Origin of the sequence: Thermophilibacter mediterraneus, from assembly GCF_900119385.1 — a bacterium.
Taxonomy (GTDB): Bacteria; Actinomycetota; Coriobacteriia; order Coriobacteriales; family Atopobiaceae; genus Thermophilibacter; species Thermophilibacter mediterraneus.
Genome location: NZ_FPKO01000008.1, coordinates 518,490 through 539,137, shown reverse-complemented (window position 1 = coordinate 539,137; position 20,648 = coordinate 518,490). Strand labels below are relative to the sequence as shown.

Annotated in this window: 13 protein-coding genes; 9 read left to right on the top strand and 4 right to left on the bottom strand. The window is 64.5% G+C overall.

The window, feature by feature from the left end:
- The first annotated feature begins 61 nt into the window (after positions 1-61).
- The 4 genes from BQ7106_RS04400 (at position 62) to BQ7106_RS04385 (ending at position 5,390) form a co-directional block, all read left to right on the top strand.
- Complete coding sequence (locus tag BQ7106_RS04400; RefSeq protein WP_083526894.1) at positions 62-895, top strand: ABC transporter ATP-binding protein; 834 nt, start codon at positions 62-64, stop codon at positions 893-895.
- Complete coding sequence (locus tag BQ7106_RS04395) at positions 885-2,981, top strand: ABC transporter permease (RefSeq protein WP_072371809.1); 2,097 nt, start codon at positions 885-887, stop codon at positions 2,979-2,981. Before BQ7106_RS04400 ends, BQ7106_RS04395 begins: the two co-directional genes overlap by 11 nt.
- 573 nt (positions 2,982-3,554) lie before the next feature.
- Entirely contained in the window at positions 3,555-4,118 is a 564-nt protein-coding gene (locus tag BQ7106_RS04390; RefSeq protein ID WP_072371806.1) for a PTS sugar transporter subunit IIA, read from the top strand.
- 180 nt (positions 4,119-4,298) lie between these two features.
- Positions 4,299-5,390: a glycerol dehydrogenase gene (locus tag BQ7106_RS04385; protein ID WP_072371803.1), complete on the top strand. Its 1,092-nt coding sequence runs from the start codon at positions 4,299-4,301 to the stop codon at positions 5,388-5,390.
- 201 nt (positions 5,391-5,591) lie between these two features.
- Here the strand turns inward: BQ7106_RS04385 and BQ7106_RS04380 are convergent, their stop codons facing one another.
- From BQ7106_RS04380 to BQ7106_RS04370, 3 genes are all read right to left on the bottom strand, one after another.
- Positions 5,592-5,900: a CDP-alcohol phosphatidyltransferase gene (locus BQ7106_RS04380; protein ID WP_072371800.1), complete on the bottom strand. Its 309-nt coding sequence runs from the start codon at positions 5,898-5,900 to the stop codon at positions 5,592-5,594.
- A 108-nt stretch (positions 5,901-6,008) separates the two neighbouring features.
- Complete coding sequence (locus BQ7106_RS04375; protein WP_072371797.1) at positions 6,009-6,677, bottom strand: HAD family hydrolase; 669 nt, start codon at positions 6,675-6,677, stop codon at positions 6,009-6,011.
- Positions 6,678-6,873: 196 nt separating this feature from the next.
- On the bottom strand, positions 6,874-7,182 hold the full coding sequence (locus BQ7106_RS04370) for a helix-turn-helix domain-containing protein (RefSeq protein WP_072371794.1): 309 nt from the start codon (positions 7,180-7,182) through the stop codon (positions 6,874-6,876).
- Positions 7,183-7,446: 264 nt separating this feature from the next.
- Between BQ7106_RS04370 and BQ7106_RS04365 the strand changes: the two genes are divergently transcribed.
- The 5 genes from BQ7106_RS04365 to BQ7106_RS04345 all read left to right on the top strand — a co-directional run bounded on the left by BQ7106_RS04365 (position 7,447) and on the right by BQ7106_RS04345 (position 19,407).
- Positions 7,447-10,926: a helicase-related protein gene (locus BQ7106_RS04365; RefSeq protein ID WP_205407662.1), complete on the top strand. Its 3,480-nt coding sequence runs from the start codon at positions 7,447-7,449 to the stop codon at positions 10,924-10,926.
- Complete coding sequence (locus BQ7106_RS04360) at positions 10,917-13,679, top strand: DUF1156 domain-containing protein (RefSeq protein WP_072371787.1); 2,763 nt, start codon at positions 10,917-10,919, stop codon at positions 13,677-13,679. Before BQ7106_RS04365 ends, BQ7106_RS04360 begins: the two co-directional genes overlap by 10 nt.
- A 9-nt stretch (positions 13,680-13,688) precedes the next feature.
- Entirely contained in the window at positions 13,689-17,090 is a 3,402-nt protein-coding gene (locus BQ7106_RS04355; RefSeq protein WP_072371784.1) for a DUF499 domain-containing protein, read from the top strand.
- A gap of 98 nt (positions 17,091-17,188) precedes the next feature.
- Positions 17,189-17,860 carry a hypothetical protein gene (locus tag BQ7106_RS04350; RefSeq protein ID WP_129583788.1) on the top strand — a complete coding sequence of 224 codons (672 nt, stop codon included), beginning with the start codon at positions 17,189-17,191 and terminating at the stop codon, positions 17,858-17,860.
- Between the two features lie 194 nt (positions 17,861-18,054).
- Complete coding sequence (locus tag BQ7106_RS04345; RefSeq protein WP_072371778.1) at positions 18,055-19,407, top strand: ATP-binding protein; 1,353 nt, start codon at positions 18,055-18,057, stop codon at positions 19,405-19,407.
- 39 nt (positions 19,408-19,446) lie between these two features.
- On the opposite strand, the gene BQ7106_RS04340 is transcribed toward BQ7106_RS04345, so the two are convergent.
- Positions 19,447-20,625: an ATP-binding protein gene (locus BQ7106_RS04340; RefSeq protein ID WP_072371775.1), complete on the bottom strand. Its 1,179-nt coding sequence runs from the start codon at positions 20,623-20,625 to the stop codon at positions 19,447-19,449.
- Positions 20,626-20,648 lie beyond the last annotated feature (23 nt).

Sequence of the window (20,648 nt, the reverse complement as noted above, 5' to 3'; positions counted from 1 at the left end):
GCGCGGTCCTTCTCGCCGGGCGAGTATGGTCGTGTACCAGACCCCAACGAGAGGAGCCCCCATGGCACCTTCGCACCTCCAGCAATCCCGTCCCGCGGCCCCGGCCCGCGTCGCGAGCGCCGCGCAGCCCTCGCGCCCCGTGCTGTCCTGCCAGGACGTCGAGAAGCTCTACGGCACCCGGGCAAACGTGACGCGCGCGCTCGACGGCGTCTCCTTCGACGTGGCGCCCGGGGAGTACATCGCCATCATGGGCCCCTCGGGGTCGGGCAAGACCACGATGCTCAACTGCATCTCGACGATCGACCGCCCCACGTCGGGGCACATCCTCGTGGACGGCGAGGACATCACCAAGCTGCGCCCGGGCCAGCTCTCGCGCTTCCGCCGCGAGCGCCTCGGCTTCGTCTTCCAGGACTCCAACCTGCTCGACACGCTCACCGCGCGCGAGAACATCGCGCTCGCCCTGACGATCAACCACGTCCCGTCCCGCGAGGTGACGCCCCGCGTGGAGGAGGTCGCCGAGCGCCTGGGCGTCACCGACGTGCTCGACAAGTTCCCGCACCAGATGTCCGGCGGCCAGAAGCAGCGCGTCGCCGCGGCGCGCGCCATCGTCACGGGCCCCTCGCTCGTGCTCGCCGACGAGCCCACCGGCGCCCTCGACTCCAAGAACTCGCGCCGCCTGCTCGAGAGCCTCGAGGACCTCAACAACGACGACGCCACGATCATCATGGTCACGCACGACTCCTTCGCCGCGAGCTACGCGCGGCGCGCGCTCTTCCTCAAGGACGGCAGGATCTTCTCCGAGATCGTCCGCGGCACCAAGACGCGCAAGCAGTTCTTCGACGAGATCATGGACGTCGTCTCCTTCCTGGGAGGGGAGGGTGCGGATGTACGCTAAGATCGCGCTCGGCAACGTCCGCAAGTCCTTCAGGGACTTCTCGGTCTTCTTCCTCACGCTGGCCTTCGGCGTGTGCGTGTTCTACGCCTTCGGGTCCATCACCGACCAGGCCGCGGTCATCGACATGGCCAGCGACCAGCGTCGCATGGTGCAGACGCTCACGGACATCCTGTCGGGCCTCTCCGTCTTCGTCGTGATCATCCTCGGCTTCCTCGTGGTGTACGCCAACCGCTTCCTCATCCGGCGCCGCAAGCGGGAGTTCGGCATCTACCTCACCCTGGGCATGGACATCCGCCACGTCTCGACGATCATCGTCTTCGAGACGCTCGCCGTGGGCGCCGTCGCGCTCGCCGTGGGGCTGCTGCTGGGCGTTGGGCTGTCGCAGGTCATGATGTACGTGACGGCGGGGCTCTTCGAGGCCACGATCAAGGGGTTCGTCTTCGCGTTCTCCCCGTCGGCGTGCGTCAACACGGTCGCGTGCTTCGCCGGCATCTTCCTCGTGACGCTCGTCTTCAACGTGACCACGGTGAGCCGCTACAAGCTGATCGACCTCATCAACGCCGACAAGGTGAGCGAGAAGGTCCGTCTGCGCAGCCTGCCGCTCTCCGTCGCGCTGTTCGTGGTCTCCGTCGCGCTGATCGGCGTTGCCTACCGCGTGCTCCTCGAGCACGGCATGATGGAGGAGGGGCCCTACTTCGCGATCGCCACGGGGCTCGTCACGGTGGGGACGCTGCTGTTCTTCTTCTCGATCTCGGGCTTTCTGCTGCGGGCGCTCCAGGCGAGCCCGCGCGCCTACCTGAGTGGCCTCAACATGTTCGTGATGCGCCAGCTCAACAGCCGCATCAACACCGCGTGGCTGTCGATCAGCCTGGTCTGCGCGATGCTGTTCCTGGCCATCTGCGGCGTGTGCACGGGCTTCTCGGTGGCGACGGGCATGAACGAGGCGCTCGTCGCGGGCACGCGCTACGACATGTCGCTCGTGAGCTACCCCACGGGCATGCTCGGCGAGCGCAACGCGCAGGGTCCGGCCGCGGCCGACGGCTACGACGCCATCGCCCGGCTGCGCGCCGACATCCCGGAGTTCGACGAGCTCTTCCGCGAGGCGGTCCAGGTCAACACCTACGACTACGACGCGAGCGGCGAGCCGCTGTCGGGCTACACCGTGGAGTGGTTCGTGGAGAGCACCGACTTCGACGGCAGCGCCACGGTCAAGCAGATGATGCTGGGCAGCAGCGAGACCGCCGTGACGCTCGTGCGGGCCTCCGAGTACAACGCCCTGTGCGCCATGCTGGGCGAGAAGGGCGTGGATCTTGGCAGCGACGGGTGCGTGTGGTGGAACGACATGTCGTCGCTGGACGACTTCTGGCGCGCGGCGGCCGAGCAGAACCCGGAGCTCGAGATCCAGGGGCGGACGCTGCGCTTCTCCGACGAGGCCGTGGTGAGCGTCCCGTTCTCGGACACCGGCGCGGGCGGCACGGTCTCCGGCGCGCTCATCGTGCCAGACGACGTTATCCCCGAGGGCCTCGGGCCGAGCACGACCGTGGTGAACCTCATGTACAACGGCTCCCGCGAGGAGATGAACGAGGCGGCGACGTCCGCGATCGACGAGGCCTACGGTGACATCATGGGCCAGGGCGAGACGATCGAGGCCTGGCCGGTCTGGAACCCCATCAACGCCCAGGGGCTTCTCGACCAGTCCTCCGGCACCACGGTCGTCGTGACCTACCTGGCGATCTACATCGGCGTGGTCCTGCTCGTGTGCTGCGCGACCGTGCTCGCCCTGCAGCAGCTCTCCGAGGCCGCCGACAACGTGGGGCGCTACCGCGTGCTCGCCGAGCTCGGCGCCGAGCGGTCCATGATCGACCGGGCGCTGCTCGCCCAGGTGGGGGTCTACTTCCTGTTCCCGCTCGTGGTCGCCGTGGCGCACGCGGCGGTGGCGCTCAGCGTGGTGAACGACATCGTGGCGCTGCTCACGGGGTACCAGATCGGGACGGCGCTCGTGGGCACGGTCTGCTTCGTGGTGGTGCTCTACGGCGGGTACTTCCTCGTGACGTACCTGACCTCCCGCAGCCTGGTCCGCGCGTAGCGTCGCGGGCGCGGGGCGTGCGGGCGCGCCGGGGGCGCGGGCGCGCGGGCGCCGGGGGCGCGGTCGGTTTCGGCTCGCACGGCCCCCGGCTCGCGTGGCCCCCCGTTTCGCGCGGCCCCCGGTTCTGGCTCTTATACTCATCTCCGAGCCCCCGAGCCTCTTCTCCAGCTCGTATGCCGTGCGAACAGGGGGCCGTGCGAACCGGGGGCGCGGTCGGTTTCGGCTCGCACGGCCCCCGGCTCGCGTGGCCCCCCGTTTCGCGCGGCCCCCGGTTCGCACGGCCCCCGGTTCGCACGGCCCCCGTTTCGCACAATTTCGGAATTGTGCGAAACGGAGCGCGCATTGGGCGGCTTTCTTCTCCGCATCGGCGGCTCAACTGGGAAAACGCGTCTCCCCGAGCCCCGGCGGCCGCACAATTTCGAAATTGTGCGGCCGCCGCCCTTGCTCACCGCCCAGCCCGCGCCGTCGCGCCGGCAGGCCGCTTGCCGAATGCCCTCGCCCAACGGGTGGGCGCGCGTGCCTTCGCGGGTACCATGTCGTAATGGACACGAAACGCTACCGCAGGAGGTTGCCATGGGACTGTTCGACAAGATCAAGAGCGCGTTCGTCTCTTCCGACGGCAAGCTGACGCCCCCCGAGGCCTCGTTCGCCACGCGCCCGGACACGGTGTACGCCCCGGTCTCCGGCGTGCTCGTGAGCCTCAAGGAGGTCAACGACGAGGTCATCTCCGCCGGCCTGCTCGGTGACGGCTACGGCATCCTGCCCACCGGCTCCAACGTCCTCTACTCGCCGGTTAACGGCCGCATCGGTGCCACCACGGTGACCAACCACTCCATCGCCATCGCCACCGACGACGGCATGGAGGTGCTCATCCACATCGGCATCGGCACCGTCAACATGAATGGCAGGGGCTTCACCCGCCTCGTCGAGTCCAACCAGGAGGTTCGCGCCGGGCAGCCGCTCATGACCTTTGACGTCGACGCCATCAAGCTCGCCGGCCACGAGGAGGTCATCGCGTGCGTCATCTCCAACCCGGACAGCTTCTCGGCCATCGAGCACGTCGGCGAGACCGGGACGCTCCTCGGCGGCAGGCCGCTCGTCAAGATTGGCGACCCGCTGCTCGTCGCCAAGAAGTAGCGTCGGCACGCGACATTACTACCGAGCGATACCACAAGGTGTTACGATAGAAACCACACAGGGCTCCGTGCGTAATGTCTGAGCGTGCGGGGCCCTTGGTATGGTTCGAGGTCCGCACGGAGCGGGCCTCGGGCGGCGCGTCCCGGCGCGCATCGGCTCATCAGGAGAGAGAGGAACAGCATGGCACGCATCTTCATCAGCCCGTCCAAGTACGTCCAGGGCCCCGGCGAGCTCGGCCGCCTCGGCGAGTACGTCAAGGCGTACGGCTCGCACGCCCTCGTCGTCATCTCCGCCGGCGGCCTGCGCCGCTCCGGCGACGTCATCTCCCAGAGCCTCGAGGCCGCGGGCGTGGCCTGCACCTACGACAACTTCAACGGCGAGTGCTCCCAGGGCGAGATCGACCGCCTCGTCGAGGTCTACCGCGCCGCCGGGACCGACGTCGTCGTGGGCGTCGGCGGCGGCAAGATCTTCGACACCGCCAAGGCCGTCGCCGCCGTGGTGGACGCCCCCGTGGTGATCGTTCCGACCATCGCCGCCACCGACGCCCCGTGCTCCGCGCTCTCCGTCATCTACACCGACGAGGGCCAGTTCAAGGAGTACCAGTTCTTCAAGCAGAACCCCAACCTCGTCCTCATGGACACCGACGTCATCTCGAAGAGCCCGGTGCGCCTGACGGTCTCCGGCATGGGCGACGCCCTGGCGACCTACTTCGAGGCCCGCGCGTGCAAGCGCTCCGACGCCACCACCTGCGCCGGCGGTCACGTGACCGAGGCCGCCATGGCCCTCGCGCGCCTCTGCTACGAGACGCTGATCGAGGACGGCCTCAAGGCCAAGCTCGCCCTCGAGGCCGGCGCCTGCACCGAGTCCGTGGAGAAGATCATCGAGGCCAACACGCTGCTCTCCGGCCTGGGCTTCGAGTCCGCGGGCCTCGCGGGCGCGCACGCCATCCACAACGGCATGACCGCCATGCCCGAGACCCACGACTACTACCACGGCGAGAAGGTCGCGTTTGGCACGCTCACCCAGCTCGTCCTCGAGAACGCGGACGAGCTCTACGAGGTGCTCGACTTCTGCGTCGAGGTCGGCCTGCCCGTGACCTTCGCGCAGCTCGGCGTCGAGGACGCGAGCTACGAGCGCGTGCTCGAGGTCGCCAAGCTGGCCTGCGCGCCCACCGACACGCTCGGCAACATGCCGTTCGAGGTCACGCCCGAGAAGGTCGCCGCAGCCATGCTCGCCGCCGACGCCTACGGCCGCGCCGCGCTGGCGGAGTAGACCGGTCACTTGGTGCGGGTTGCGGACGGTTCCGACTCAGATTTCGTCCGCAACCCGCACGCGTTCGGGATAGGTGCGGGTTGCGGACGATTCGAGCCCAAAAACCGTCCACAACCCGCACGTTCTTCTCGGCGCGCATGAAAAACGGGGCCGACTCACGTGGAGCCGGCCCCGTTGCGTCTGCATGGTGGCGACTGCGACCTATGCGTCCTTCTCGCCGGAGAGGGAGGCGTAGAACGTGGCGTGGTCGAAGACGTCCTTGATGGTCTTGCCGTTCACGAAGGGAAGGGCGAGGAACTCGTCAACGGTCGGGACGAGCTCGGAGCAGTCGACGAAGTGGTTCTTCTCGTTGCGGCGGCTCGTGTCCTGGGCGCGCCAAGACTCGAAGTTGCAATCGGTGAGGTAATAGACGGCCGAGCCGATCTTCATGTAGATGGAGTGGTTACAGTGGAGGTACTCGACCAGACCCTCGTAGTTGATATCGAGCGCCTCGGCTGCCTTCTTTCCCATGGCTGTTCCTTTCTTCGGATGCCAAACGGACGTTAGCAAGACTATAACCCGTGCGGGCCTCGGTTATTCGGGTGTTTTCAAATTGTTAGGCGAGCGTACGATGCGAGGTCAGCGAGCGCTGCCGAGAAGAACGAGCTCCAGCTCACGGGGACTGTCCACATAGGTCGTGGCGCCCGCCTCCGCCAGCTCCCCGCGGGTGCGAAAGCCCCACGTGCACGTGACGCACGGGCACGCGGCGCTTGCCGCGGTCTGCACGTCGACCTCGGAGTCCCCCACGTAGACGAGCCCGTCGCGGTCGCGGCCCATGCGCTCGAGCGCCGCCTCGACCATGTCCGGGGCCGGCTTCTTCCGGATGCCCGCGGCCTCGTTCTCTCCCAGGACCGCGTCGAAGGTCCCGGGAAACTGCCGGCTCACGAGCTCCTGCACGGCGAAGTCGGCCTTGTTGGAGACGACCGCGAGTCCCACGCCCGCCTCGTGCAGGCGCGAGAGCATCTGCGGGATGCCGGGATAGGGCGCCGTGTGGTCCTCGCAGTGCGCCCCGTAGTGGCGCTTGAACTCCTCGAGCACCGCCGCCTCGACGTCGGCCGGGGTTCCGGCGGGCACGGCTCGGTGGATGAGCAGGGCGATGCCGTTGCCAACGAAGCGGCGCACGTCATCGATGGTGTGCTTGGGCATTCCGTGCGCGGCGAGCGCCGCGTTGGTGGAGATCCAGAGGTCCTCGAGCGTGTTGAGCAGGGTTCCGTCGAGGTCGAACACCACGGTCTTGTATGCGGGCATGAACGTCTCCTATCGCTGGCCGCACGCAAGGGTAGCACGTCGCCGCGTCCGGCGGCGCGATGGTTTGCCGGAACAGGGGGCGCACTTCGGGGCAAATTAACCAGCGCGAGCTCGAATTGGTGCCACGCCCATCCGTCGGTGACGATGCCGGCGCCCCCGCGGGCCCGGGGCGAGCAGGGGAGGGCGGCGGCCTGGGCTACGACCGCTCCCGGGCCTGGGTGGCCCTCGCGCCCTCCGTACCGTCGTACTCCACGAGCTGATGGGGCGGCACGTCTCCGAGCCCGAAGAAGAGCTCGGTCAGGGGAACGTCGAGTGAGTCGGCGATCTTGACGAGCTTGTCGAGTGTTGGATTTGCCTTCCCGAGCACGAGGTCGTTGTAGTACGTGCGGTTCATGGGAATCATCTTGGCAAGCTGCGTCTGGCTGACGCCACTTCGCTCGCGCAGCTCCTCGATTCTTCCGCCCACGTGCCTGCGGACGTATGTGCACGTCTTGCCTGTGTCCATGACTTCATGCTATGGGCCACTCGCAGATTGGCTGTCGGGTAAACCCGACAGATGCGGGCAGATGCTTTAAACTCATCGTCGGATATATCCGACATATGAGCGGCAGAAGATGGTGGGCTCATGGCGAGCCCCGCCAGCCTCCTTCCGCCGAAATGGGCTGCTATGAGTGCGACAAGGCTTGAGGACATTCGTCCCGGTGCACGGCTTCTTGGCGTCACCGGGGATGCCCCCGTTACTGCGGTGGCGGTCACGTGGCACGGAAACATGTGCCTCGAGCTCGCCTATCGCGCAGATTCCGGAGCACTCGGCGAGACGATGCTCTATCGATACGACGAGGAACGCCTCTCGCTGGAGGGCGCCTCGGCCTGGACCTTTGACGCGGATGCGGACGACCTCAAGCTCGCCTCCGAGGCATACCGCATTCATCTCGCGCACTTGTTCGACCCCTACCTGGCAATTCGGACCTCATCAATTGATCCCCTGCCGCATCAGATTTCAGCCGTCTATCAGGACATGCTCCCCAAGATGCCGCTTCGCTTCGTTCTTGCGGACGACCCCGGCGCGGGAAAGACCATCATGACGGGCCTGCTCATCAAGGAGATGATCGCTCGTGGCGACCTCAGGCGCTGCCTGATTGTGTGCCCCGGGAATCTCGTCGAGCAGTGGCAGGACGAGCTTCGTCGCAAGTTCAGCCTCAACTTTGACATTCTCACAAACGACCTTCTCGAGGCATCCCTCACGCGCAACGCCTTCGTCGAGAAGAACCTCTGCATCGCGCGCCTAGACAAGCTCGCGAGAAACGATGACGTCCGCGAGCTCCTCAGGGAGTCAAGCTGGGATCTCGTCGTGTGCGACGAGGCCCACAAGATGAGCGCAACTGTCTTTGGCGGTGAGGTCAAGTACACCAAGCGATATCTGCTGGGAAGGCTTCTCGGCACCGTCACTGAGAATCTGCTGCTGCTCACGGCGACGCCGCACAACGGGAAGCCCGAGGACTTCCAGCTCTTCATGGCCCTCGTCGATCCGGACCGCTTTGAGGGTGCGCGGCACATGAGGCCGAGGGGGCGCGCCGGCTCCCCGCAGGCGTTGCCGCCCGAGACAAAGCGAGGCGTCCCCGACGTTTCGGACGTGATGCGCCGGCTCGTGAAGGAGGAGCTGCTGCGCTTTGACGGTCGGCCGCTCTTCCCGGAGCGCCGTGCGTATACGGTGAGCTACACGCTCTCGCCCGCCGAGGCAGGCCTCTACGAGGCCGTGACCGACTACGTGACAAACGAGTTCAACCGTGCCGACCGGCTTGATGGTAAGCGCAAGAACAGCGTTGGCTTTGCACTCACCATCCTGCAGCGACGCCTGGCCTCGTCGCCCGAGGCGATCTATCAGTCGCTTCGGCGCAGGCGCGAGCGCCTTGAAGCGCGCCTAGCCGAGATGAACGATCAGGTGCGTGGTGCTGGCGCGTATGCCAGCGCGGTCTCGTTCGACGAAGATTTCGACGAGGATGACTTCACGCCAGAGGAGCTCGAGGGTCTTGAGGATGACGTCATGGACTCGGCGTCTGCCTCTGCGACCGCCGCTGAGCTCGGGGTCGAGATTGCGACACTCAAGCAGCTTGAGCGACGCGCGAATGACGTCCGCATAAGCGGGGAGGACCGCAAGTGGGACGAGTTCTCTCGCCTCCTACAGGAGAACGCGTCGATGTTTTCCAAGGACGGCAGGCGCGAGAAGCTCATCGTCTTCACCGAGCACAAGGATACGCTGGAATATCTTGCAGCCAAGATTCGCCAGCTCCTGGGTAGCCATGATGTCGTGCTCACCATCAAGGGGGGCATGCCGCGGGACGAGCGCCATCGGGCGGAGGAGCGGTTCCGGCAGGATGGAGAGGTGCGCATCCTGGTGGCGACGGACGCTGCCGGTGAGGGAATTAACCTGCAGCGCGCACACCTCATGGTGAACTACGACCTGCCTTGGAACCCCAATCGCATCGAGCAGCGCTTCGGCCGCATCCACCGCATCGGTCAGACGGAAGTCTGCCACCTCTGGAACCTCGTGGCTCGGGAGACCCGTGAGGGCCAGGTGTTCGATCGGCTCTTTCGGAAGCTTGAGGAGGAGCGCACGGCGCTCGGCGGGCGTGTATTCGACATACTGGGCCGCGTGACCTTTGAGGACCGGCCCCTGCGCGAGCTCCTCGTGGAGGCGATCCGCTACGGCGACAGCCCCGAGGTCCGCGAGCGCCTGAACCAAGCGGTGGACAGCTCCGTCAACGCCGAGTCGCTGAGGAAGCTGCTCGACGAGTACGCGCTCACCGCCGATGTGATGGACGTGCACCAGGTGATGCGCATCCGCGAGGACATGGAGCGCATGGAGGCGCGCAAGCTCGAGCCCCACTTCATCGAGGCGTTCTTCCTGGAGGCCGTGCGCAAGCTCGGCGGCAGCGTTGCCGAGCGCGAGCCGGGGCGCTACGAGGTCGTGGAGGTGCCTTTCGCGGTGCGCACGCGCGACGCAAAGGTTGGCGTAGCCGACCCAGTGCTGCGCAGCTACGAGCGGATATGCTTCGAGAAGGACCTCTGCCCGGCTCCCGCGGGCGGCGTGCCCGCCGACCTCGTGTGCCCGGGGCATCCGTTGCTGGACTCCTTGGTCTCGGTGATCCTTGATCCGGGGATGGGGACGCTCAGGAGCGGCAGCGTGCTCGTGGACGATGACCCCACGGCTTCTGTCCCGCGACTTCTCTTCTACGTGGAGAGCTCCGTGAGCGACGGGACGACGGTGGCTGACGGCACGAAGCACGTCGTCAGCAGAGCCGTGCACTTCGTGGAGATTGACTACGACGGGAACGCCTCCGATGCGGGCTATGCTCCCTACCTCGATTACCGCGCGCCTACCAAGGCCGAGCTTGCGCGTACGGATGCCCTGGCCGAGGAGCTGGCCTGGCTGGAGGGCGATCCGGAGGGCATCGCCACGGACTATGCCATCCAGCGAATCCTTCCCCAGCACCTCTCCGAGGTTCGCAAGCGCGTCTGCGCTCAGGTGGACAAGGTTCGCCGCGCGGTCGAGAAGCGCCTTCGCGCGGAGATTCAGTACTGGGACGCCCGCGCCTGGGAGCTCAAGGAGCGCGAGGATGCGGGCAAGCGCAACGCGCGGCTGAACTCAGCGCAGGCAGAGAAGCGCGCGAACGAGCTTGCTGAGCGGCTTCGGAGGAGAACCGCGCAGCTCGACCTGCAGCAGCAGCTCTCGCCCGCTCCGCCTCGCGTGGTGGGCGGCGCCCTCATACTCCCCGCCTCGATGCTCCGTGCTGGCGAGACGGCGGCGAACCCCGCCATCGACGCTGACGCCCGTCGCATGGTGGAGCTCCGCGCGATGGATGTCGTCTCATCAATCGAGCGCGAGCTCGGCAACCTTCCTCGTGACGTGAGTGCGCAGCGAAAGATTGGCTACGACATCGAGTCCGCCGTGCCGGAGGGCGCTCGCGAGGGCGACGCTCCGGCGCTGAGGCTCATTGAGGTCAAGGGCCGTGCTGCGGGAGCCGACACCGTGACGCTCTCCAAGAACGAGATCCTCTGCGCGCTCAACCGCCCCGATGGATGGCTGCTTGCTGTCGTTGAGGTTGACGGGCCGCGCGCCCACACCACCTACCTGCGCAAGCCCGCGCTCCATTCCCCTGCATTCACCGAGAACAGCGTCACCTATGACCTTGCGCGTTTGCGCGCGTCGGCCGAGGTCGTGCTTGAAAGGACAGACACATGGCAGTAAAGAAGCTCATCGAGGTGGCCCTGCCGCTCGATGACATCAACGCGGCGTCGGCCCGCGAGAAGTCCATCCGTCACGGGCACCCCTCCACGCTGCACTTGTGGTGGGCGCGTCGTCCGCTTGCTGCGGCGCGCGCGGTCATCTGGTCGTCGCTCGTGGACGACCCTTCCTCGCATCCCGAGGAGTTTCCGACCGAGCAGGACCAGGCAGCCGAGCGCAAACGGCTCTTCAACATCCTGCGCGAGCTGGTGGTGTGGGAGAACTCCAACGATGAGCGTGTGCTCGACGCGGCAAGGGCAGAGATCAAGAAGTCAATGGGCGATGAACTTCCGCCCCTGCTGGATCCCTTTGCAGGCGGTGGGGCTATCCCGCTCGAGGCGCAGCGCTTGGGACTCAAGGCATACGCGCAAGACCTGAACCCCGTTGCTGTGACCATCAACAAGGCCATGATTGAGATTCCGCCGATCTTTGCTGATAAACCGGCGGTGAATCCCGATGCTCAAGCACGGCGCGGCTTGGAATCATGGAAGGGCAACGCAGGCCTCGCTGCCGACGTGGAGTACTACGGCACCTGGATGCGCGATGAGGCCGAGCGCCGCATCGGGCACCTGTATCCCAAGGTGCAGCTGGAGGATGGCAGCGATGCCACGGTCATCGCATGGATCTGGGCGCGCACCGTGAAGTGCCCCAACCCTGCGTGCGGCCACGAGACGATCCTCGTGCGTTCCTTTGACCTCTCCAAGAAAAAGGGCAAGGAGTGGCATGTGGAGCCCATCTGCGAGGGTGGGGACATCCGCTTTGAGGTGAAGCCCGGCAAGAGCGAGCGCGAGGGCACTGTGAATCGTCGCGGCGCGACCTGTGTGCACTGTGGGCAACCGATTGGGTTTGAACATATTCGAGCGGAATCCTGTGAAGGCAGGATGGGCTCAATGCTCATGGCGATCGTTGCGGAGGGGAATCGTGGTCGTCTCTATTTCACGCCCAACCAAGCGCAGGCAGATGCTGCGAATGTTGAGCTGCCTGCTGATTATCCGCAGGGTCGACTCGCTTACTATCCGGGACACCTCAATACCAACGTGTATGGCCTCGATGAGTTTTGGAAGCTCTTCACCAACCGTCAGCTCACCGCGCTGACGACGCTCTCGGCGCTGGTAGGGGAGGCTCAGCAGCGTGCCTACGAGGATGCCGTGGCAGCTGGTATGCCCGACGATGGGGTGGGTCTTGCCGATGACGGTTCCGGCGCTCTTGCCTATGGTCAGGCAATCGGTGTCTACCTTGCCTTCGTGCTGGATAAGCAGGCCGACCTTGGTAATGCCTTAAATCGATGGGAGCCAAATGCGCAGTGTCCTCGTCAGTTGTTTGCTAGGCAGGCGATTCCAATGGTCTGGGATCATGCGGAAGGGAATATTCTCGGCTCGAGTTCCGGATCTTGGCAGGTGCTCCTTAACAATGAGGTTCGAAATTTGACGGCGGATTCATTTAACTTTTCTAGGAATCATCCTGGTGTTGCTTCGCAGTTTGATGCGCAGTCTGATAATGGGATGCGCAATATCATTGTGAGTACTGACCCTCCCTACTATGACAACATCGGTTATGCAGATCTCTCGGATTTCTTCTATGTGTGGCTGCGTCAGTCGCTCAAGGGTACCTATCCGGAGCTCTTCAGCACCCTGCTCGTTCCCAAAGCGGAGGAGCTGGTGGCTACGCCCTATCGCGAGAACCGCGGTAAGGAGGGTGCGCGCAACTTCTTTGAGGAAGGTATGTTCCAGGCCTTCAGGCAGGTAAACCACTGCGCCTGCGACAAGGTACCTGTGACCATTTACTACGCCTTTAAGCAGAGCGAAACGGAGACACGAAATGCCGCCGGGGCTACGGCCTCTACCGGTTGGGAGACCATGCTTTCAGCCATCATTAGGGCAGGATTTGTCATTACGGGTACCTGGCCTATGCGCACCGAGATGGGTTCGAGGATGATTGCTTCCGGCACCAACGCCCTGGCATCCTCCATCGTCCTTGTCTGCCGCAAGCGTCCGGTCGATGCCCCCATGGTGACCCGTCGAGACTTCCTTGCCGCGCTCAAGCGTGAGCTGCGCCCCGCTCTCGACAAGCTCCGAACGAGCAACATTGCCCCGGTTGACCTGGCGCAGAGCGCCATCGGCCCGGGCATCGGGGTGTACTCGCGCTTCTCGAAGGTGCTCGAGGCGGACGGATCTGAGATGTCGGTGCGCTCCGCGCTGCAGATCATCAATCAGGAGCTTGACCTGTACTTCTCGGACCAGGACAGTGACCTCGACCGCGAGAGTCGCTTCTGCGTGGACCTCTACACCCAGTGCGCGTTCAACGAGATGCGCTTCGGCGAGGCGGACGTGCTTGCGCGCGCCAAGAACACCTCCATACCGGGGCTTGTCGAGCGCGGAGCGCTCAGCTCGAGCAAGGGGCAGGTTCGTCTGCTCACGCGGGATGAGCTGAAGGAGGTGCCCGAACCGGCTTTCTGCTGGCTCTTCACCCAGCAGCTCACGCGTGCGATGGAGACCGGAGGCGTGGAGGCGTGCGCACAGATGGTTCGCGACTTCAACAGTCCTGCCGAAAATACCAGAGTCCTCGCGTACCGTCTGTACACCGTCGCTGAGCGCAAGGGGTGGAATGCCGAGGCGTACGCATACAACTCGCTCGTGACGGCATGGCCCGAGATTCAGAGTCGAGCGGCACAGATGCCGGCTCAGGGCACGTTTGCTTTCAACGACGCGGGCCTATAGGGGGAAACGATGGATAACCACACGCTCATCACTAAGGGATTTGACGCTCTGCTCAAGGCGATCGTGCCCTTTGAAGTGCAGGAGCTTGTGAAGGCGTTTGGCCAGGACTGGTGGCAACTTGGCGTGTACGGAAAGCTATATGAGGATCAGCGCCGTGACTTGCCAGAGAGCGGCCAGCTCAAGGAACTGGCTGCATCGCTTGATATGGCCAAGGCACTGCTCCTCATAGAGATTAACTGGAACGAGGTCTTCCGAAAGGTCTTGCCGCGCGACTGCAAGAACTGGGCTATCGAGCTCAAGGGTACCCGCAACAAGTGGGCGCATCCGGGCATTGACGGCATCAGTGACAGCGACACGTGGCGTGCTCTCGATACGATGAGCCGTCTCTGTGGCCAGATCAATACCGAGGCGGAGGCACACATCAACGCGCTCCTGCGTCAGGCTCGTTACGGGAGCGAGCAGGGGTCGGTGGCAGCCACGAGCAACGCTCAGACGCCTGCGGCCAGGTCGAGGAAAGTTCCCGAGACCGTGTCGGTGACGGGGCTTCCCAGCTGGCGAGACGTCATGGAGCCGCATCAGGATGTGGCCGAGGGACGCTACCGCAATGCGGAATTCGCCGCCGATCTTGCGCAGGTGGCGCGCAACGAGGGGTCCCTTGAGTATCGTGATCCGGTCGAGTTCTTCGGGCGCACGTATGTGACCGAGGGCATGAAGGGGCTGCTCGTTCAGGCCCTTCGGCGTGTGGCTGGTCTCGATGGCGAGCCGGTCATTCAGCTCAAGACCGCGTTCGGTGGAGGTAAGACCCACAGCATGTTGGCGCTCTACCACATGCTGCGTAGCCGCACGCTCCTGAATCAGATTCCCAACGTTGCCCCCGTGCTCGATGCGGCAGGTCTCTCCGAGGTGCCCGAGGTGCACGTTGCCGTTATCGTGGGCACGGCGCTCAACCCCGCGAAGGCAAAGCGTCCGGCCGACATGTCGGGTATCACGGTGAATACCATTTGGGGCGAGATTGCCTATCAGCTCTCCAAATCTTCGGGCAAGCCGGAGCTCTACGAATACGTGCGCGAGGCTGACCGGCGCGGGGTTTCTCCCGGTTCCGAGGCACTTGCGGAGATGTTCGACGCTTGTGGGTGCGCGCTCGTGCTCGTGGATGAGCTCGTGGCTTACGCAAAAAAGCTCTTCGGGGTAGAAAAGCTGCCTGCCGGCACCTTCGATAACTTCATTACGTTCGTCCAGGAGCTTACCGAGGCAGCCCGCGCGAGCAAGAGGAGCATCGTGGTAGCGTCCATCCCCGAGAGCGACCGCGAGATTGGGGGCGAGAGCGGCCAGCGCGCCCTGGAGGCCATCGAGCATACCTTCGGGCGTATGGAGTCTATCTGGAAGCCCGTGAGCGCGAGCGAGGGCTTTGAGGTGGTGCGCCGTAGGCTGTTCCTGGACTGCAAGGACGTTGCCGCGCGGGACGCCGTGTGCAACGCCTTCTCTAAAATGTATGCCGCAAACTCTGTGGACTTTCCCGTTGACGCGCGGGAGCTGGAGTACCGTGACCGCATGGTGAGCTGCTATCCCATCCATCCGGAGGTGTTCGACCGCCTCTACGAGGACTGGGCGACCCTCGAGACCTTCCAGCGCACGCGCGGCGTCCTGCGCCTCATGGCCGCCGTCATCCACGAGCTTTGGATGTCGCACGACGAGAGCCCGATGATCATGCCGGGGTCGCTTCCGCTCGACGTGCCCAACGTGCGTGACGAGCTGACGCGCTATCTGGACGAGAACTGGAACGGCGTGGTTGACTCAGAGATTGACGGCAAGAGCTCGGTGCCGTACAAGAACGACCAGGCGAACTCGCGGTACGGGCGCGTTCTGGCCTCGCGTCGCGTTTCTCGCACCATCATGCTGGGATCGGCTCCCGACGTGAGCGGCCAGAACGCGCGCGGCATCGAGCGAACCCACATCCGTCTGGGCGTCGTGCAGCCAGGGGAGAACATCGCCGTCTTCAACGACGCGCTCAGCACGCTTCAGGCGTCATCGTCCTTCCTCTACAGCGATGGGAGCAGCAACCGGTACTGGTACGACACGCGTCCGACCCTGCGCAAGGTGATGGAGGACCGTGCCCAGCAGCTGAACCGTGCCGATGCGCTGTATGAGATTGAGCAGAGGCTGAAGGGTCTGCGGAAGACCGCGCCCTTCTCGGGCCTGCACGTGTGTCCTACGAACACGTTGGACGTGCCAGATGAGATGACGCTTCGTTTGGTGGTGCTCCCGCCGAGCGCACCGCATCGTGGTGGGTCGGAGGACTCCGCTGCCATCAAGCTGGCAGACGAGCTTCTCTCCATGCGGGGGACGACGCCCCGACGCTTCAAGAACATGCTGACGTTCGTGGCGTGCGACGGGGGTTCCGCCGGGGCGCTCGAGCAGGCGGCGCGCACATACCTGGCGTGGCGGAGCATCTCCGATGATCGCGAGCAGCTGAACTTGGACATGGCACAGCAGCGTGAGACGGAGCAGGGTGTGCGCCGTGCCGACCAGACGCTTTCGACGCGCATCCAAGAGGCGTATAGCTGGCTCATGGCGCCGCGTGTCGACCTGATCTCCGGTTCGATGGATATTGTTTGGGAGACTGATCGCATCGCTGGCGGCGGCGAGGACGTCGTGCACAAGGCCGCGAGCAAGCTCGTGTCCAACGAGGCCGCAATCACGCAGTGGGCTCCGGCGCTTCTTCGCATGGAACTTGACAAGGTGCTGTGGAAGGACAGGCGCGACATTCAGATCAAGCAGCTTTGGGAGTACCTGTGCACGTATTGCTACCTGCCGCGCCTTGCTGGCTACAGCGTGCTCGAGTCGGCGATTCTGCAGGGCCTGGGCCCGCGCGAGTACTTTGGCATCGCGGACGGCGTTGGTGAGGACCGCTATCTCAACCTTTCGTTTGGCGAGGCTCGAGCACAGGTGAACCAGAGCGACTTCCTCGTGAAGCCTGCCGTTGCGGAGGAGCAAATCGAACGTGAGGCTGGGAAAGGTGCGGCCGGCGGAAAGCCCTGGGGCGGAGGCGAGGGTGCTGAGGTGCCCGATTCGCCCGGGGGCCCGCTGGGCGGTGGGCCAGGCACCGCGGGAGGCGGCTCCGGTGGTGCCGGGCATGGTGGGGACGCGACGAGCGCGGGAGGTGTCCCTGCCCGGAACATGCCCACCTCGTTCACCATGAGCACCAAGCTGGACAACACGCGCGTGATTCTCAACGTGCGCACTATCGTGGAAGAGATCGTGTCCCAGCTTGAGCAGGTCGACGGTGCCGAGGTGGAGCTTACGCTTGAGGTGCGCTCACGAGCCGAGTCCGGCATTCCCGTACCCACGCAGCGTGCGGTGTCCGAGAACTGCAACACCTTGCATATCAGCGACTATCGCTTTGACGGGTAGCGTCCGGAGGCTTGCGGTGGAGTCGCTTCCGTCGAGCAAGGGCTTTGGTTCTGGGCTAAGACACTTGCTGGGTTCGCTGCTATGTCTGGAGGTAAGCCATGGCTGTGTACATTCGCAAGCAGCCTCTGGTTGGAGAGGACGGTTGCGCTGCCGCCCGAAGGGCTCAGTCTGATACTGCCGCCACTTCGATAAGGCGAATCTCGCCCGATCCCGTTGTGTTTGATGACAACAGGTACATGCTAATCGTAAGCGAAGCCGCCGACGCTTGTCGCAGGAGGGGGCATCCCGTCGAACGGGTAACTGGCGTCTTGGTCTCGTTGGGCGGGAAGCCCGTGCGTCTGCCGGTCGACTATTGTCAGAGATGCAAGAAGTACTTCGTCAGCGCGAAGGCGTTCGCGGCCCGTCGCGAAGCTCACGGTCCACTGTTGGGCAGGTACAAGTTCCCCCGGACTGGGGGCGCGCAGGAAGGAAGATTCAGCTCGCTGGCGGAAGAGTCTGTGCTCAAGCGGTATGGCTACACCGTGAGCAGGACGGACGACCTCAAGATGGGTCAGCGTAGGCTCATTCTGGCAAGTCTCATGGATCGTGGGGTTGTCAGCAAGATGCAGATTGAGAGATATTTAGAGTTTGATATATCAAACGCGCGAAAGCGCTCTGATCGAAAAAGGGCGGTCGAGCGGTGGTCAAGTGACCTGGAGTGGGTGAGGAGCTACTCAATCGACCCGAAGCGGCGCTTTCTAGTTGACACTTATAGGGCGTTTAGGCTCTAGAGCTTCATTCAGGAATACGAATCGAGATTCCTCGCGCTCGTCTCGCCAGAGCTATACCGCAGCTCAGTCAGTGTCGCTTGGGTTTGACTCCTCGGCGGTGTGGGACCGCATACTGATGGATTCAAAATTGGCAGTCTTACTCTGCCAATTTTGATAATATTGGCAGAGTAAGACTGCCAATATGGAGGTCCTCCATGAACGAGATCATCGCTGCCACGCTCCGGGACTTCTCGCTCGACGCGTACAGGCCCATAATCCCCCGCGAGCTCGACCTTGGGGAACCGTTGGTGCCTCGTGCCGGCAACCTGGTCAAGGTCGTCATTGGAATGCGGCGCAGCGGAAAGTCCTATCGGCTGTTCCAGGAGATGGACCGCCTGCTCTCATCCGGCGTGCCCTCGGAGCGCATCTGCTACTTCGACTTCGACGATGACCGTCTCAAGCCCATCACCCCTGCGACGGGGGACACGGTGCTCGAGGCCTTCTACGCCATCAACCCGTCGGCGCTCTCGGAGGGCGCCTATCTCTTCTTTGACGAGCTCCAGGAGATGTCTGACTGGGGTGCGTGGCTCAGGCGCATCGTCGCGACCCGAAGGGCAACCATCTACGTGAGTGGATCCTCGTCAAAGATGCTCTCGACGGAGATCGCGACGGAGTTTCGCGGTCGTGCCCTCGACTTCGAGCTCCTGCCCTTCTCGTTTAGAGAATATGTCCTTGCGAAGGGCATTCCGGGGGTCGATGCCGTCGCGCGCTCCACTGAGGAGACGATGCTGCTTGAGGGGGCGTTCCGGACGTACCTCCAGGACGGCGGCTTTCCGGCGACGCTCGACCTGCCGGCGACCCAGTCGGTCGCCCTGCTGCAGTCCTACGTCCAGCGTGTCGTGGCCCGCGACGTCATCGAGCGCCATAACGTGAGGCAGCCACGGGTGGCCGCGCTCTTCGCGCAGCGCCTCCTTGGGCTCAACGCACGGCAGCTGTCCCTGCGCAGGGCCACCAGCGACCTCAAGGCAGCGGGGCTGTCTACCACCAAGGAGACGCTCGGGGACCTCCTTGCGTACTATCAGGAGGCATATCTCGTCTTTACCGTTCGCGAGCTCTCCTTCTCGCTTTCCGAGTCGACTACGAGCCAGCCCAAGCTCTACGCGATCGACCCGGGACTTGCCCTTGCGGGTGGGACGGCTCACGCGGTCGACGAGGGTCAGAGGCTCGAGGACATCGTGTACCTCGAGCTTCGCAGGCGAATGCCGGGGATGCGCCGTGAGGCGATCTCGTCTCTGCGCACAAAGGGACATGGCTACGAGGTCGACTTTGTCGTTGGCGACGCGCTCTCGGGTGAGCTCTACGACCTTTACCAGGTGTGCGCTAACGTCGACCAGGGTGGTACGTACGAGCGCGAGGTCCGCGCGCTCTGGGAGGCCCTCGCGGAGAGCCGCCGCGAGGAGGCCACGCTCATTGTGGGCAGGGGTCCCGATGCGGTGCTCGAGAAGGACGGAGGGCGCATCGTCCAGGTGCCGGCGTGGAAGTGGCTGCTGAACGGCGCCGCCGCGTAGCGTTGTATTTCTCGCCGGGCGCTCTGCCACGCGATCGAGTCAGCCGTCAAGCCCGAGGAGCGTCCCGATGCGGGTGTAGGGCACCATGTCGCCCCGGGGCGTGTGCGCCTCGGCCTCCCCACCGTACACGACGGCCTGCTGCCGGACGTCCAGGGAGAGCTCGTCCCGCGCAATCTTGTTGAGGACGTCGAAGTAGCGCGACTGGTACGTGGTGGAGGACTTGCACTCCACGGCTCGCACGACGCTCGTGCCCCGCTCCACGAGGACGTCGATCTCTCGTTTGCGGCCGTCGCGCCAGAAGGTGAGCTGGGGGTCTCGCTTGCGCGCGTAGCCGCGCTTCTTGAGTTCGGAGATGACGGCGCACTCGAAGAGGGGGCCCTTGAGGGGGCTTCCGGACAGCTCCTCGCTGCTGGAGATGCCCATGAGGTGGGCGGCGAGGCCCGTGTCACAGAAGTACAGCTTCGGGGACTTTACGAGTCTCTTGGTTGGGCTGGCACAGTGAGGGCGCAGGAGGAACACCAGATGGCTTGCCTCCAGGATTGACAGCCACTCCTTTGCCGTGTTGGGCGAGATGCCGCAATCTGACGCAAGCGAGGAGACGTTGAGGAGCTGACCTACCCTGAGGGCGCAGAGCTTCAGAAACGTCTGGAAGGCGGAGAGGTTGCGAACGCCGAGCTCCGCCCGAACGTCGCGCTCAAGGTAGGTGCTCACATAGTCGGGGAAAAAGTCGAGCGGGTCGATTCCGTCCGCGACGAGTCGGGGGTAGCCGCCTTGGTACAGCCAGTCGAACAGGCCCTCCGGCTCCTGGCCGGCCTCCGAGAGCTCGTGGTGGGAGAGGGGGAGCAGCGTGAAGAGGGCCACCCGCCCGGCGAGCGACTGGCCGATTGACTTCATGAGCAGGAAGTTCTGTGATCCCGTGATGACGAACTGTCCGGGCTGGCGCGTCTCGTCGACGATGCCCTGGAGGTACGAGAAGAGTTCGGGCGTGCGCTGTGCTTCGTCGAAGATGATGTGGGAGGCGTGCCGGGAGAGGAAGAGCCGGGGGTCGTCCTCAAACTCGCTGCGGACGTCCGGGTCCTCCATGGAGAGGTACTCGTAGTCCGCAAACGCGCTGCGCACGAGCGTGGTCTTGCCTCCCTGGCGCGGTCCGGTGACGGAGAGGATGGGATATTTACCGGCAAGTTCGTGCAGTTTAGAGTGCATTTCTCGGTCGATCATCGCATCCTCCCAAGTCGCACTGA

What these genes read in the sequence shown, in the direction of transcription:
- BQ7106_RS04400 (WP_083526894.1), top strand. Translation starts at nt 62, where the DNA reads ATGGCACCTTCGCACCTCCAGCAATCCCGTCCCGCGGCCCCGGCCCGC.
- BQ7106_RS04395 (WP_072371809.1), top strand. Translation starts at nt 885, where the DNA reads ATGTACGCTAAGATCGCGCTCGGCAACGTCCGCAAGTCCTTCAGGGAC.
- BQ7106_RS04390 (WP_072371806.1), top strand. Translation starts at nt 3,555, where the DNA reads ATGGGACTGTTCGACAAGATCAAGAGCGCGTTCGTCTCTTCCGACGGC.
- BQ7106_RS04385 (WP_072371803.1), top strand. Translation starts at nt 4,299, where the DNA reads ATGGCACGCATCTTCATCAGCCCGTCCAAGTACGTCCAGGGCCCCGGC.
- BQ7106_RS04380 (WP_072371800.1), bottom strand. Translation starts at nt 5,900, where the DNA reads ATGGGAAAGAAGGCAGCCGAGGCGCTCGATATCAACTACGAGGGTCTG.
- BQ7106_RS04375 (WP_072371797.1), bottom strand. Translation starts at nt 6,677, where the DNA reads ATGCCCGCATACAAGACCGTGGTGTTCGACCTCGACGGAACCCTGCTC.
- BQ7106_RS04370 (WP_072371794.1), bottom strand. Translation starts at nt 7,182, where the DNA reads ATGGACACAGGCAAGACGTGCACATACGTCCGCAGGCACGTGGGCGGA.
- BQ7106_RS04365 (WP_205407662.1), top strand. Translation starts at nt 7,447, where the DNA reads ATGTGCCTCGAGCTCGCCTATCGCGCAGATTCCGGAGCACTCGGCGAG.
- BQ7106_RS04360 (WP_072371787.1), top strand. Translation starts at nt 10,917, where the DNA reads ATGGCAGTAAAGAAGCTCATCGAGGTGGCCCTGCCGCTCGATGACATC.
- BQ7106_RS04355 (WP_072371784.1), top strand. Translation starts at nt 13,689, where the DNA reads ATGGATAACCACACGCTCATCACTAAGGGATTTGACGCTCTGCTCAAG.
- BQ7106_RS04350 (WP_129583788.1), top strand. Translation starts at nt 17,189, where the DNA reads ATGGCTGTGTACATTCGCAAGCAGCCTCTGGTTGGAGAGGACGGTTGC.
- BQ7106_RS04345 (WP_072371778.1), top strand. Translation starts at nt 18,055, where the DNA reads ATGAACGAGATCATCGCTGCCACGCTCCGGGACTTCTCGCTCGACGCG.
- BQ7106_RS04340 (WP_072371775.1), bottom strand. Translation starts at nt 20,625, where the DNA reads ATGATCGACCGAGAAATGCACTCTAAACTGCACGAACTTGCCGGTAAA.